Origin of the sequence: Shinella agrisoli (assembly GCF_046557955.1) — a bacterium.
Lineage (GTDB): Bacteria > Pseudomonadota > Alphaproteobacteria > Rhizobiales > Rhizobiaceae > Shinella.
In genome coordinates this window covers 44,254-57,829 of record NZ_JBJIEP010000026.1, presented here as the reverse complement: position 1 = coordinate 57,829, position 13,576 = coordinate 44,254, and the positions used below count along the sequence as shown (strand labels likewise).

14 protein-coding genes are annotated in these 13,576 nt (G+C 65.2%); 7 read left to right on the top strand and 7 right to left on the bottom strand.

Translation table 11 applies throughout. The annotated features are described in order from the left end of the window. Nucleotides 1-252: 252 nt before the first annotated feature. Nucleotides 253-1,302, top strand: coding sequence for a LysR family transcriptional regulator (locus ACIIOY_RS22525; protein WP_411036912.1), 1,050 nt, complete (start codon nucleotides 253-255; stop codon nucleotides 1,300-1,302). A gap of 41 nt (nucleotides 1,303-1,343) precedes the next feature. Here the strand turns inward: ACIIOY_RS22525 and ACIIOY_RS22520 are convergent, their stop codons facing one another. Genes ACIIOY_RS22520 through ACIIOY_RS22500 form a run of 5 tightly spaced genes read right to left on the bottom strand, consistent with a single transcriptional unit; the run spans nucleotide 1,344 to nucleotide 5,880 of the window. Next, on the bottom strand, nucleotides 1,344-1,631 hold the full coding sequence (locus ACIIOY_RS22520; protein WP_411036911.1) for a UxaA family hydrolase: 288 nt from the start codon (nucleotides 1,629-1,631) through the stop codon (nucleotides 1,344-1,346). Further along, nucleotides 1,631-2,800, bottom strand: a complete 1,170-nt coding sequence (locus tag ACIIOY_RS22515; protein ID WP_411036910.1) for a UxaA family hydrolase — start codon at nucleotides 2,798-2,800, stop codon at nucleotides 1,631-1,633. The genes ACIIOY_RS22520 and ACIIOY_RS22515 overlap by 1 nt, the downstream gene beginning before the upstream one ends. Next, nucleotides 2,797-3,708 carry an SMP-30/gluconolactonase/LRE family protein gene (locus ACIIOY_RS22510; protein ID WP_411036909.1) on the bottom strand — a complete coding sequence of 304 codons (912 nt, stop codon included), beginning with the start codon at nucleotides 3,706-3,708 and terminating at the stop codon, nucleotides 2,797-2,799. The genes ACIIOY_RS22515 and ACIIOY_RS22510 overlap by 4 nt, the downstream gene beginning before the upstream one ends. Beyond that, on the bottom strand, nucleotides 3,701-4,840 hold the full coding sequence (locus tag ACIIOY_RS22505; protein ID WP_411036908.1) for a mandelate racemase/muconate lactonizing enzyme family protein: 1,140 nt from the start codon (nucleotides 4,838-4,840) through the stop codon (nucleotides 3,701-3,703). Before ACIIOY_RS22505 ends, ACIIOY_RS22510 begins: the two co-directional genes overlap by 8 nt. Continuing rightward, nucleotides 4,837-5,880, bottom strand: coding sequence for a LacI family DNA-binding transcriptional regulator (locus ACIIOY_RS22500; RefSeq protein WP_411036907.1), 1,044 nt, complete (start codon nucleotides 5,878-5,880; stop codon nucleotides 4,837-4,839). The genes ACIIOY_RS22505 and ACIIOY_RS22500 overlap by 4 nt, the downstream gene beginning before the upstream one ends. Before the next feature lie 283 nt (nucleotides 5,881-6,163). Here ACIIOY_RS22500 and ACIIOY_RS22495 point away from each other — a divergent pair, with 283 nt between their 5' ends. The 6 genes from ACIIOY_RS22495 to ACIIOY_RS22470 are packed head-to-tail and all read left to right on the top strand — an operon-like array spanning nucleotide 6,164 to nucleotide 11,813. Beyond that, nucleotides 6,164-6,934, top strand: coding sequence for an ABC transporter permease (locus tag ACIIOY_RS22495; RefSeq protein ID WP_411036932.1), 771 nt, complete (start codon nucleotides 6,164-6,166; stop codon nucleotides 6,932-6,934). Next, nucleotides 6,931-7,704, top strand: coding sequence for an ABC transporter permease (locus ACIIOY_RS22490; RefSeq protein WP_411036906.1), 774 nt, complete (start codon nucleotides 6,931-6,933; stop codon nucleotides 7,702-7,704). Before ACIIOY_RS22495 ends, ACIIOY_RS22490 begins: the two co-directional genes overlap by 4 nt. After that, a complete protein-coding gene (locus ACIIOY_RS22485) occupies nucleotides 7,689-8,543 on the top strand; it encodes an ABC transporter ATP-binding protein (protein ID WP_411036905.1) in 855 nt (284 codons plus the stop codon). The genes ACIIOY_RS22490 and ACIIOY_RS22485 overlap by 16 nt, the downstream gene beginning before the upstream one ends. A gap of 31 nt (nucleotides 8,544-8,574) precedes the next feature. Beyond that, nucleotides 8,575-9,801 (top strand): ABC transporter substrate-binding protein, encoded by a 1,227-nt coding sequence (locus ACIIOY_RS22480; protein WP_411036904.1) that lies wholly within the window; start codon nucleotides 8,575-8,577, stop codon nucleotides 9,799-9,801. A 24-nt stretch (nucleotides 9,802-9,825) separates the two neighbouring features. After that, a complete protein-coding gene (locus ACIIOY_RS22475) occupies nucleotides 9,826-10,815 on the top strand; it encodes an NAD(P)-dependent oxidoreductase (protein ID WP_411036903.1) in 990 nt (329 codons plus the stop codon). Continuing rightward, a complete protein-coding gene (locus ACIIOY_RS22470) occupies nucleotides 10,812-11,813 on the top strand; it encodes an aldo/keto reductase (RefSeq protein ID WP_411036902.1) in 1,002 nt (333 codons plus the stop codon). The genes ACIIOY_RS22475 and ACIIOY_RS22470 overlap by 4 nt, the downstream gene beginning before the upstream one ends. Nucleotides 11,814-12,043: 230 nt before the next feature. Here ACIIOY_RS22470 and ACIIOY_RS22465 read toward each other — a convergent pair whose 3' ends face one another. Then, the gene (locus ACIIOY_RS22465; protein ID WP_411036901.1) at nucleotides 12,044-12,784 is read right to left on the bottom strand and encodes an energy-coupling factor ABC transporter ATP-binding protein; all 741 of its coding nucleotides are present in this window, start codon (nucleotides 12,782-12,784) and stop codon (nucleotides 12,044-12,046) included. Next, nucleotides 12,778-13,542 carry an energy-coupling factor ABC transporter ATP-binding protein gene (locus ACIIOY_RS22460; protein ID WP_411036900.1) on the bottom strand — a complete coding sequence of 255 codons (765 nt, stop codon included), beginning with the start codon at nucleotides 13,540-13,542 and terminating at the stop codon, nucleotides 12,778-12,780. The genes ACIIOY_RS22465 and ACIIOY_RS22460 overlap by 7 nt, the downstream gene beginning before the upstream one ends. Between the last annotated feature and the right edge of the window lie 34 nt (nucleotides 13,543-13,576).

Sequence of the window (13,576 nt, the reverse complement as noted above, 5' to 3'; positions counted from 1 at the left end):
TCGAAATGACTTTGCCTGGCTGATAACTTTTCGAATGACGGCGGCCGGTTTCGGGCGCCAAAAGGAGGCAGCCACTCCTGAATCGGAGAAAATTTAGAATTCTGTTCTCATTCCCGTGGGAGAATTGAGAGGGTTTTCCGTTCTCTGCTGCAAAATTTTTTTATTACTATAAGCATAGAATTACTAGATTTTTTGGGTTCGCGCGTGTCGGAACTTCCTCCCAGCTTCGGATTGAGCGCACCCAGAGGCAGTGTGCTGCTGCCGGTTCAACTGGACCAAGCAAACAAGGTTGCCGCGGTCCAGCATGCTTCTCCGTTGGGACAGGAATGGCTCGCCCGCCCCGATGCCCATACCTGGCTCTCCAAGTTTGATGAAGGGGAGGCTTCTGCCGCCGGTTCGTCGCCGATGAGCCTCGACATGCTGCGTTCGTTCGTCAAGCTCGGCGAATTATGCAGCTATGGCAGGGCGGCGGCGCAACTCGGGATATCCCAGCCGACCCTGACCAAGCAGATCCAGAGGCTCGAAGACGTCCTGGGTGAACGGCTGTTTTCGCGCTCGCGACAGGGGACGGTGCTTACCGCGTTCGGGGAGCGTTTCCTGGGCGAGATCGCCCCCGCGATCCACGACATGAGCAGGGTTTGGAAGAGCGGCGTGCGCATTGCCCGCGGAGAGGCAAGGCGCTTGTCGATCGGCTGCACGCCTTCGGCCATCGATATCATGACGAAGGCGATTTCGGCGTATCGATGCGATCATCCCGACGTGCATCTCGGCATTCATGTCCTGACGTCGGAGTTGCAGATGCAGATGGTACGCGCCAGACAACTGGACGTGGCTTTCGCGCGCTGGCCCGGCTCCCACGATCTCGAAGCGCATCTGATCGCCGAGGACCGGCTGATCTTCATCTATCCGAAGGTGCTGGGCCATCTCGTCACGGGCATCCGAAGTCCCGCGGTTCGGGACCTGCCGTTCATAAGGCTGGAGCGAAGCATCGCTCCCGGCCTGGAGAGCTATGTGGACAGGTTGCTGGGGTCGATGGGCATCACGCCCCGCCTCACGCACCACGTCAACGAAAGCCTCGTGCAGCTCCGGCTCGTGGCGGAAGGAGTGGGCGTCGCCGTGATGCACGAGTCCGGCCTGAGGAATGTCGCCAATCCGGCCACGGTCGGCATGCAGACGATCAAGCATTCCGGAATGCGATGGCAGGTTGGAATGTTCTGGCGTCGCAACGAGGTCCATTCGGCCGCCCGCGACTTCATTGAAACGGTTGCCGAAACCTGCCACAAGCCGGTCCCTGAAAGCTAGAGTCATCGCAGGCGGTTCGCGGTAAGCTTCAGCGGCTGCGTTCACCGAGCGCGATTGCTCGCCAGGTTGTGGACATGCACGTGCGCGCCGGCTGCAATTGCCGTCGTCGCACGTCCGATGGTCTCGCCATATTTGATGATGGCGGCGCCGGCCGGGATGTCGCGGAGGGCGAGTTTGTGCCCCATCGGGATCGACTCCCGTATGGCGAGCGTGATCGGCTCGCCGCCTGTTTCGACGATAGCCTGCCGGGATATGTCCTCCAGCGCCGTGGCGACGTTGTCACGGGCATCGAGGCGTAGCGCCGTCGCGTGGGTTTTCTTCATAGCCATCAGTGCGATCCTCCGGTGCGGGCGAAGGCCTCCTCGCCCTCTGCGAATATCTCGCCCCATGAAAGGGTGCCGGAGGCGACGTCGATCAGGGTCTCGAGCAACCGGTCGGCATGGTTTTCGAATTCGCCGGCTCCCCCGAAGAGTGCGCTTGCATCATGGTCGATCTGCTCGGAGAGTCTGGCAGCCGCGCGCGGATTGGCGCTGATCTTCACTGTCGGGGCGATGAGGTTGCAGAAGCTGTTGCCGGGGCCTGTCACGAAGAGCATGGCCTGAGCGCCGGCTGCGGCGAAGCCGGTCATCGATTCCGGCGAGAAGCCGTTGCCGTCCATGACGTAGAGGCCGGGCGCAGCCGGCGGCTCGGCATGGGCGAGGAGGGCCCGGATCGGCCGCGATCCCGCCTTGGCTATGGCACCGAGCGATTTCTCTTCGATCGAGGACAGTCCTCCGCGGATATTCTCTTCGCCCGGATTGTTGCCGATGAGATCGATGCCGAGGGCGGCGACATCGGCCTCCCGGCGTTTCACGGCAGCCCGGATCGCATCCGCGACCGCTTCGGTTCCAGCCCGCCGCGCCAGCACATGCTCGGCGCCCAGCCATTCGAGCGTTTCGCCGACGACCACCGTGCCGCCGGCATACACCAGCCGGTCGGCGATCCGGCCGGCCAGCGGATTGCCGGCAATGCCGGACGTCGCGTCGGAATGGCCGCATTCGATCCCGACGAAAAGCTCCGAAAGCGGAACCGGCTCGCGCCGGAGCCGCGAAAGATCCCGCGTCAGACGTCCGCCGCTCCGAACGGCGCGCGACACGAGGTCGAGCGCATCTTCTCCGGTGTCGTCCAGCGTCCACACGTCGATGGGCTTTGCGATGCGTTCGGCGATGCCATGCGCGATGGCCTCCGCCGCGGGCCTGTCGGCGCCGACGACGACGACCGCACCCACGTTGGGATTGGCGCCGAGCCCGACGAGCTGGGCGGTGTGTATGTCCTTGTCGGGGCCGAGCTGGCCGCGTCCATAGGGCGTGGTGACGAGTTTGGCGCCGGGCAGGAGTGCGGCGATGCGCCGAGCCGCCGGGGCGACGAGCCCGTTTATGCCGAGGACGAGCAGATGGTTGCGTATGCCCGCCCGCCCGGCCGGACGCCTGTAGCCGAGAAAGGTGCGATTTTCGCTCATGGTCGGGCTCTCTCCTGGACGTACGGGACGGAAGGTTCCGGAAGGCCGCTGACGCCGACATCGAGCGCCAGCAGGCAGCCGGCCAGCGGTTCGGCTGCCCGCTGCCTGTCGCTGAGCTTTTGGCTTGCGGTCGTCACGAAGAGTGTGCGCAGGCCGGGGCCGCCGAAGGCGCAGGACGTCGGCTGCGAGACCGGGAGGCTGATCACCCGATCGAGACGTCCATCCGGGGCGAAGCGGGCGAGGCAGCCGCCGCCGTAGCGCGCGTTCCAGAGAAAGCCCTCGCTATCCACCGTCGCGCCGTCCGGCTTGCCCGGCGCGGCATTGGCCGGTGCGTAGGTCGCCTGCGCTTCGATGTGGTTGCCGGTGAACCGCGCGGCATGGATCGTGCCCTCGGCGGAATCGGCGAAATAGAGGGTGCCGCCATCCGGTGAGAAGCAGATCGCGTTCGGCACGGTCATGTCGGTGGCGAGCGGCGTGCTGGTAAGCGAGCCGGTCCGGTCCGTACGTGCAAGGAAGATGCCGCCCGCGCGGCGTGCGCCGTGGTCCCACATGGTCGAATAGACAATTCCGCCGCCGGCATGGGTACGGCTGTCGTTGACGCGGATGTCGGGGCTCGCCCGATCGAGCGGCAGGAGCAGGGTGAGGCTGGCTGTCGCAAGCCCGAAACGGTAGAGACCATCGGGAAGGCCGACAATCACGAAGCCCGGCTGTGCATCCAGCAGGACGGCGCCGACGAGCGCGGGCATGGCGAAGGATCGGGCTTCGCCGCTTCTTCCATCGAGGCGGTGCAATGCCGGAGCCCGTATATCCACCCAGTAGAGCGCCTGCTCGCCGTCCGACCAGACGGGCGACTCGCCGAGGATGTCGTGCACCTGCCGGTCGATGGCGTGGATGTGGACGTCAGCCATCGATATTCCCGCGTCTTCCGGTCATGGCCCCGTCCTGCCATTCGGCGTGGAAGATGGTGAGGTCTTCGAGCAGGTCCGTATTGAATGTTACGCCCAGTCCCGGTCCGGGCGGGATGGCGCTGAACCCGTCGACTACCGGAGGGAGCGCGGCCGAGACGAGCCCGTCGAAATGTGCCGTCTCGTCGAACTGCATCTCCAGGCTGTCCACCGTCGGGAAAAGCGCTGCCGCGTGGAGCGAGGCGGCATGGGAGACCGGGCCGTTCGGATTGTGCGGCGAGACGGCGACGCCGCATTCCGATAGAAGCCTCCCCGTTTCGACGAGGCCGGAAATGCCGCCGATATATTTGACGTCCGGCATGAGCACGTCATACGCTCCGGCATCCGCGAAACGGCGGAAATCGCCCGGCCGGAAGGCGTTTTCCAGACCCGCAAGGCGCGCGCCGCGCTCGTTGGCGAGGTGCCGCAGGTCCCTGATGTTCCCGATATTGTCCTCCGTCTCGGCGATCGGGCTTTCGATCCACGCGACGGCGAGGCCGGCGAGTTCCAAAACGGCGTCACGAGCGACATACGGGGTGAACCGCTCATGGCAGTCCACCATGAGGTAATGGTCCGATGACAGCACGCGCCGCACCGCGTCGATGCGGGCGAGACCCGCATCCAGGGCGGAAACCGGTGCATCCGGGCGTACCTCGTCGAACGGCGCCAGCTTCACGGCGGCGTAGCCGGCATGAAGCGCACGGCGGGCGCTTTCGGCAAAGGCTTCCGGCGTGCGTTCATGTGTCCGGCGGTTGATGTTGGCATATAGCGGAATTGCGGCGTGGCGTACGTCCCCGATGCTTGCAGCGACGGACAGGCCCTTTCTTTTCGCGTCGATGTCGTGAAGCGCCTGATCGAGCGCGGAAAGGATTGCAGCATCCGCCTGACCGGCTGGTTTGGCCGGCGGACGGGACGCGGCGTGCGGCAAAAGCCGCCCGGCGCTTTCGACGAGATGCGTCTCCCGGCCGATAAGGGTGGCCTCGCCGATCCCCGTCCAGCCGTCGCGGCTTGTCGCCTCGATGAAGGTCCAGATGCTCCGGGGCGTCACGCGGACGAGGCGGAGGGAAAGGGCGGCAATGGAAATGTCCTGTGTCATGGGTCCTCGGCGGCTCCGGCCATCCGTATCGTCGATGCTCGCCTGACGATCTCGAAGCCGAGGTCCATCTTCGGCTGAGAAGGGGGCTTTCCGGCGATACGGTCGAGCAGCATCTCCGCCGCCTTCATGCCGATCTGCTTGCGCGGAATGCGCACTGTCGTCAGCGGCGGCACGACGTTCTCCGAAATGTCCAGTCCTTCGAAACCGGCGATGGCGATCTGCCGCGGCACGTCGATGCCGCGCCGCTGGCATTCGAACAAGACACCGGCGGCGACGATGTCGCCGGTGCAGAAGATCGCATCGATATCCGGCCGCACATCCAGAAGGTGGGCGAGCGCCTCGCCGCCGCTCTTCAGGCTCATCTCGACTTCCGCGAACAGACGGGGGTCCGGATCGAGCCCGAACTCCGCGACGGCTACCCGGTAGCCCGCGAGCCGCTCGGACTGGCGTTCGTTGTCGCGGGTGAAGGTGGTGAGCAGGGCGACCCTTCTGTAGCCCTCTTCGGCCAGCATCCGCGTCATCCGGTAGCCGGCCTCGAAATTCGAGAAGCCGGAGGCCATGTCGATCGGATCGTCCGGCAGGGTGGCGATCTCCACCGTCGGGATGCGGTTGCTCCGCAGGAGCTCCCGCGTTCTTGCCGTATGCATCGAGCCGGTCAGGTAGATGCCGTCCACCCGGCGGGCGATGAACTCCACGACGATGGCCTCTTCCTCTTCCGGCGAGAATTCGCTGCTGCCCAGAAGAAGCTGAAAGCCCGCGCGGCGCAGCACCTCGGCCATGCCCTCCGTGAAATCCGCGGCGATCGAGTTGCGGAGCGTCGGAATGACCGCGCCGATCGTCTTCGTCTGGTTCGACGAGAGGTTGGCGGCCACGCGGTTCGGAATGTAGCCGGTGCTGGCGATGGCCTCGGCGATCTTCAGGCGTGTTTCCTCTGAAACAATCGAGGGCAGCGTCAATGCGCGCGACACGGTCGTGGGCGCGACACCTGCGAGCCGTGCCACATCACGGATGCCGATTCGTCGTGTTTTGCGGTTACTCATGGTATTTCTGGCTTCCGTTCCCGGTCGTTCCCCTTTGATCGCATCCGCCGCACAATCCTGTACTCGACGGGTTTGCGGAAGGCACACCATGCCTGGCGGTAATGTGTGCCACAGAAATAAATTCTATCTAAAACCTAGAATGAATGGATTTTCTCCCTTCTGCAAATCGGCCTGCGAACCTACGATGGTACCGGTTTCATAGGGGCAATTCGGCGTAATTTCCACGGTTTTGCACCGCAGAGCGCCCCGGATCCGAAGATTGGGTTTGGAGTCTGGGTTGTCGATGCATTCCGCGCTGTTCGAAAAGACATTCCACTACATCGTCACGATGACGGTCTTCGGGCTTCTGTGGCATGCGGGTTCCGTTGCGATCGCCAATCCGGTCCTCCTGCCGTCCCCGTTGAACGTCGGGGCGAATCTATTGGATCTTCTTGCGCGCGGCGAAGTCCAGGAAAGCGCTCTCGTTTCGACGAGGCGGCTGCTGGCAAGCTTCGCCCTCGCAGGTGCCGTTGCCATTCCACTCGGTTTCCTGATGGGCCTCAACCGCACCGTCTTCGCCTTGGTCGATCCGGTCGTCGAGATGCTCCGTCCCATTTCCGGCATCGCCTGGATACCGCTCGGCCTGTTCATTTTCGGGATCGGCGAAACCCTGCCGACGGCAATCATGTTCTATGGCGCCTTCTTTCCTCTTCTGCTCAATACGATCGCCGGCGTGCGCACGGTGGCGCCCAATATCGTCGCCGCCGCGCGGGTCATGGGTGTCGGACGGCATATCGTCCTCGTCCATGTGATCCTGCCCGCGGCCTTGCCGAGCATTCTCGTCGGCGCGCGCCTGGCCATGGGGGCCGGCTGGATGGCGATGATCGCGGCGGAGCTGATCGGCGCGCCGTCGGGCCTTGGCTATTCCATCGAGTGGTACCGTTCCCTTCTGATGACGCCGAAGGTCATGGCCTTCGTCGTGGTGATCGGCTGTCTCGGCTACGTGATGGATGCCTTGCTGCGGCTGTTGCAGTCGGTGCTCACGCCTTGGGCGATGCCGGAGGCGGGCCGATGATCGCCCGACGTCTCGCGCTGTCCCTTGCGCTGCCGCTTCTGCTGCTGCTTGCGTGGCAGGTTCTCGGCCTTGCGGCCTCCCCTGGAAGCCGCATGCCGACGCCCCTGAACGTGCTTCGCGCCGCTTGGGACATGTCGGCGACGGGTGATTTGCCGACGGCCCTCCTGCAAAGCCTCGGCCGTGTTTCCGTAGGCTTCGCTGTCTCGGCGACGCTCGCCCTCGTCATCGGCACCCTGATGGCAAGCTATCGTGCCGTCGGCCGTAGTCTCGACCCGCTCGTGGAGAGCTTCCGTCCCATTGCGCCGATGGCGCTGCTGCCGCTTGCAATTCTGTGGTTCGGCACGGGAACCGGTGCCGCCGCCTTTCTTGTCGGCTATGCCGCCTTCTTCCCCATGCTCGTCAATACGGTGCATGGCGTCGCCGGCGTCGATCCCGGTCTCGTGCGGGCCGCGCGTTCGCTCGGCGTCGGCAAGCTGACGATCCTGCGCACGGTCGTCCTGCCCGGCGCGCTGTCGCATGTTTTCGTCGGCGCGCGGCTGGCGCTCGGCGTCGCCTGGACGTCGATCATCGCCGCCGAACTCGCCGTCGGCGCCAAGTCGGGCGGGGGGACGTCGGGCGGCATCGGCCAGGCGATGTTCGTCTTCTACGCTTACAGCATTGATCTCGACCGTATCGTCGTCTGCATGATGAGCGTGGGGCTCGTGGCCCTGCTCATCGATGGCGGCGTGCGGTCCGTCCAGCAGAGGATAATGCCATGGAAAGCACGCTGAGAGGGGAGACCGGCGAGGCGCCGAAAATCCGGCTGCGCGACGTCAGCAAGACCTATGTACCGTCACGGGGCGGGGCGCCGAGCCTCGCTGTCAGCGATATCTCCCTCGATGTCCGGCCGGGCGAGTTCCTCTGCATCGTCGGGCCGTCCGGCAGCGGCAAGAGCACGATCATGAACATGATCGCGGGACTTACTGACCCTTCCGGCGGCCTGATCGAGATCGACGGCCGTCCGGTCGCAGGGCCGGGACGGGATCGCGGCGTGGTGTTCCAGGACTATGCGCTTTTTCCCTGGAAGACCGTGCGGGAAAACATCGAGTTCGGCCCGCGCTACAGGACCGAGTCCGCCTTGCCGGCGACGGAGCGCAACCGGATCGTCGACCACTACATCCGTCTCGTCGGCCTCGCGGGTGCCGAGAACAAGTATCCGCACGAGCTTTCCGGCGGCATGCGCCAGCGTTGCGCGTTCGCGCGGGCGCTTGCCAACGAGCCGGCCGTGCTGCTCATGGACGAGCCCTTTGCCGCGCTCGACGCGCAGACGCGCCTCGTGCTTCAGGAAGAACTGTTGCGCATCTGGGGTGAAAATCTGCCGCGCGGGGAGCGGCGGACCGTCGTCTTCATCACGCACGGCATCGACGAGGCCGTGTTCCTCGCAGATCGCGTCGTCGTGCTCGACAACCACCCAGGCACCATCCGCACCATCCTCGACATCGACCTGCCGCGTCCCCGGACCCAGCAGGTGCGCAAGCTGCCGCGATTCCAGCAGCTTGCCGACGATATCTGGAGCCTCGTCCGGGCCGCCGCCTATGCGGCGACGCTGGAAGCCGCCGCAGGACAATGACCCCGCAACCCCTCACGAAAGGACGCATGACATGACGAGTTCAAGCCAGTTTTCACGCCGCAGGTTCCTGCAGGCATCCTCCGCGACAGGTCTCGCCTTGCTGGCCGCGCCGGCGATCCTCAGGGCACAGACCCCCGTCACCGTTTCCATCGGCCGCCAGCCCTGGGCTGCCGGCAACGCGCCGGTGACGCAATATGCGATCGACAACAAACTCTTCGAGAAGCATGCCGCAGACCTCGGCTATGCGATGACGGCCGACTGGCGCGACTATCCGTCGGCGCTGCCGCAGGTGGAGGCCTTCGTCGCCGGCGACTTGCATTTCGGCATGTGGGGCAACACGCCGATCATCCGCGGCATTGCGGCAGGCCAGCCCTGGTCGGTCCTGAACGTCGGGGAGGGCCGGCTGCGTTTCGTCATTGCCACCCGGGCGGACTCGCCGATCCGCAATGTCGAGGACCTGAAGGGCAAGACGATCGGCGTGCTGCTCGGCGGCGATCCCTACAACGCGCTGTCGCAGATTCTCCTGCATGAGCTCGGCTCCGGAGATCCGCGTGCCCACGACATCAAGCTCGTCAATACGCCGACGCAGGCGCAGGCCGCGACCATTCCGGACGGCCTCGATGCAGCGGTTGTCATCCATCCGGCTTTCCTGAAGGCGCAGAAGCAGGCGGGCACGGTGGGTATCGTCAATTCCTTCGGCTACACCGAGGGACACTACAAGGGGCCGGCCGGCGAGGGCGCCGGCATCCTTCTGGAGTCGGTCAAGAAGTCTGCCTTCTATCCCGATGGTTACTATCTGCACCGCTCGTTCTGGGTCGGCCAGAACAGGCTGATCGACGAGCACCCGAAGCTCGTGGTCGCCTTCGCGGCTGCGCAGCAGGAGGCGGTCGAGGCCCTGAACAAGCTCGGGCCGGCGAAGATAGCCGAGAGCGTCTCCAAATACTGGGAGCTGGATGAAGAATCGGGCGCGAAGGTCGTCGGCGACGAGGTCCTCTTCGCGCGCGGCTGGGTCTGGCCGACCCGCGGTGATGTCGGGGCGATCGTGGAGACGTCGAAGTTCATGGTCGAAGGCGGGCTGATCCCGGAGGCGCTGACCTGGGAGCAGGTGACGCAGAACGTCTCCAAGGTGGCGCCTCTTCTGCGCGAAGCCTACGAGCGGGCCGGCAGCACGCCGGCGGAAGCGGTGTTTGTCGCCAGCGATGCCTCCGACCTCCGCGGCCTGCCGACATGGGAGCAGGAGAAATGGCCGTCGAACTGAGCGGCTTCTTGCGACCCTGAGCGAATGCCCTGCGCGAACCGCCCGGTTCGCGCAGGATGGATAACCAGAAGAAAAACAGAATCAGGAACCCACACCATGACGACGATAGGCTTTATCGGCCTCGGTACCATGGGCCGCCCCATGGCGGCCAATCTGCTGCGCGGCGGCTTCACCGTGCGTGGCTTCGATCTCGATCCTGCGGCCGTGGCCGCGCATGTGGCGGCCGGCGGTCTTGCGGCGACAAGTGCGCGGGAAGCGGCCGACGGTGCCGATATCGTCATTACGATGCTGCCGGACGGGCCGGATGTCGAAGCCGCGATCCTCGGAGACAGCGGCATTGCAGATGTCCTGAAGCCCGGCGCCGTGCTTGTCGACATGAGCACGATTTCGCCTGAAGTGACTCGCCGTGTCGGCAATGCGCTCGCCGAACGCGGCGTCGACATGATCGACAGCCCCGTGGGGAAGACGGCGGACCATGCGGTCGCTGGAACGCTGACGCTGATGGTGGGCGGCGATCCGACGGTCGTCGCCCGCGTGCGCCCCGCACTGGATTGCATGGGCAAGGACTTCTTCCATTGCGGGCCGCTCGGCACGGGCAGCGCCATGAAGCTGACCAACAATTTTCTCGCCGCCTCGATACTCGCCGCGACCTCCGAGGCGCTGGTGCTCGGCGTGAAAGCGGGCCTCACCTTCGAGCTGATGCGCAGCATCATGCAGACGACGATGGCCTGGAACAACCAGCTCGGCATCGCCTTGCCGAAGAAGGGGCTCGCCGACGACTTCACGCCGGGTTTCATGGTCCGCCTCGCCGAAAAGGACCAGCGGCTGGCCGTCACCTTCGCCGAATCGCTCGGCGTCCGCACGCCGGTCGGCGCCGCGACCCGGCAGACGCTTCTGGATGCGGGCGAGGCCGGCTTGTCCGGTCTCGATGTCACGGCGGTGCTCAAGCTTCGCGAGGAGCAGGCCGGCGTCGTCGTCCGCTCGGCCGGCGTAAGGCCCGGAGCGGCGTCATGACCCTGCCGCGCCGCAAGCTCGGGCGAACCGGGCTCGACATCTGCGTGCTCGGTCTGGGAGCCGCACCTCTCGGCGGGCTCTACCGATCCGTCCCCGACGAGGTCGCCCGGACGACGATCGATACGGCCTATGACGGCGGCGTTCGCTATTTCGACGTGGCGCCTTTCTACGGCCATGGCCTTGCCGAACGCAGGCTTGGCGATGCCCTGCGTCGGCGTGGCGGGGACTATCTTCTTTCGACGAAGGTCGGCAGGCTGCTGAAACCGGCGCGGGATGGTGTCACGACGCGCGGCATGTACGAGGGTGCGCTTCCGTTCGATATTGCCTACGACTACAGCTACGATGGCGTGATGCGCTCGCTCGAGGACAGTCACCAGCGCCTGGGGCTCGACAGGATCGACATCGTCTATATCCACGACGTCAACCGGCGATGGCATGGCGACGCGGTTGATGAGCGGTTCGCAGAGGTGATGGCCGGCGGCTACCGGGCTCTGGACGAATTGCGCCGCGCGGGTCTTGTCAGGGCTGTCGGCGTAGGGGTGAACGACAGCAGCATCCTTATGCGCTTTGCCGATGCCGGAGACTTCGACTGCTTCATGCTGGCAGGCCGCTACACGCTGCTGGAACAGAGCCCGCTCGACGATCTCCTGCCGCTCTGCGAAAAACGCGACATTTCGATCGTCGCCGCAGCCCCCTTCAATTCCGGCATCCTGGCAACGGGAGCGAGGAAGAACGCCAAGTACTTCTATGGCGAGGCTTCGGAAGAAATCCTGTCGCGGACGCGCAGGATAGAGGGCGTCTGCCGGAGCTTCGAAGTGCCGATTGCGGCGGCTGCGATCCAGTTCCCCCTGAGGCACCCGGCCGTGGCCTCCGTGGCGCTCGGTTGCTCGAATTCGGAGGAGGTGCAGGCGAATATCAGCCATCTCTTTCGGCCGGTACCTGCCGAATTCTGGCGCGCGCTGAAGGACGAAGGCCTTATCCGTGCCGATGCGGCCTGAAGGAGATTCGCTCAGGATGCCCGGAGTGGCGATGCGTCGCCGGCGCAGTGTCGTGGAGAAGCTCTGCCGGAGTTCCAGCGTCGAGGCCCTTTCAGGAAGGATTATGAAGGCACGACGCTGCGCGATCATCGGGGTTTCTCAGGGCCGAGCAACCGTCCGGCGCATCCCTGCTGGCAGAGACTGCCCGCCAGCACACTAAGGATGCCGATGTGCGTAACGGACAAGTCTACTTAATATTCCAAGCGTGAAAGCAGTAGTCGGCTGGGCGTGTCGACACGTGCGCGGCGCAGCAGTTCCAGATCGCCAAAGAATGTCTCCGTGCTCCAAGCGGATGCCTCGCCAGTGCCGAGGGCAAGAACCATTTGCGCATTGCGATCGACGAAATCCATGTCGTGGCAGATGAGCACGATGGCCTTTCCAGCCTTCCTCTCGCCGGCGATGATCGCCTCCAGGCGTTCGGTCCACAGGCGATCGAGGCCGCGTTGCGGCTCGTCCAGCAGGAGGACGGCGGGGTGCATGGCAAGAATGGAGGCAAGTGCGGTAAAGCGCCGTTCGGCCATCGACAGATCGAGCGGATGCCGCTGCGCCTGATGGTGGAGGAACGTCCGGCGCAGGGCGAGATCGACGCGGTCCTCCACCTCGGCGTTTGCAAGCCCCAGCTGCCTTGGGCCGAAGGCCACTTCTTCGTAGACGCGGGTGGCGAAAAGCTGCTGTTCCGGTGTCTGGAACAACGTGCCGACATCGCGTGCGATCTCATGGACCTTGAGGCCGGACGTCGAGCGGCCGCGAATCCGTATCTGCCCCGCGTCCGGGCGCAGCAGGCCGTTCAGGAGCCGCAGCAGCGTGCTCTTGCCCGCACCGTTGCGTCCGACGACTGCCAGAACCTGGCCGGGCCCGACATGGGCGTTCAGCCTCGCAAAGAGCGGGGCCTGCGCCGGATAGGCAAAGGAAAGGCCTTCGAGCCTCAGCATGGTTCGGCGTCCTTCAGCAGGACCGCGGCTTCCGGCAACGTCAGCGGCAGGTCCGCCAGCGCGCGTCTGCTCAGCCGCTGGAAGGCGCGTGCGATCGCCGGAAGGCCGAGGACGTCGGCGCAGGCAGGATCCAGAAGCACGGTGCGTGGATCGCCGTCGAGCGCGATCTGTCCGTCCCGCAGCAGGAGGATCCTATCGGCGCTTGCGAGCGCGTTGTCGGGATTCGTGTCGAGCAGGATGAGGGTTGTGGTCTCCCCGAGCTCGGGAAGAATGCCGGCGAGATGCGCGCGCGCCTCGGGGTCGAGATTGGTGAAGGGCTCGTCCAGGATGAGCAGGGACGGCTCGAGGGCGAGGCATGCGGCGATCACCAGCCGCTGCTGCTCGCCGCCCGACAACGTGAACGGATCGCGCTCCGCCAGCGCCTCGAGCCGGCACGCAGCGAGCACGCGGTCCCGCCGCGCGATGATCTCGGCTGCGGGCAGGCCGAGGTTTTCCGGGCCGAAGGCGATCTCCTCCTGGACCGTGAAGGCGCGCCCGGAAAGATGCTGGGCGGGTATCTGGCCGATGAGCTGGACGGTGGCAGTTCGCTCGAGAATCGAATGGTCGCGCCACGGGCGGTCGTGCCAGAGCACCGATCCGCCGTTCGGTGTCAACCATCCGGCGAGCAATTGGCCGAGGGTCGACTTACCCGATCCGTTTGCCCCCAGAATGGCGATGCGCTCACCTGTCCGGACAATGAGCGAGAGGTTCTTCAGCACGGTTCTTTCGCCGTGCGCGAAGTGAAGGTTCCGA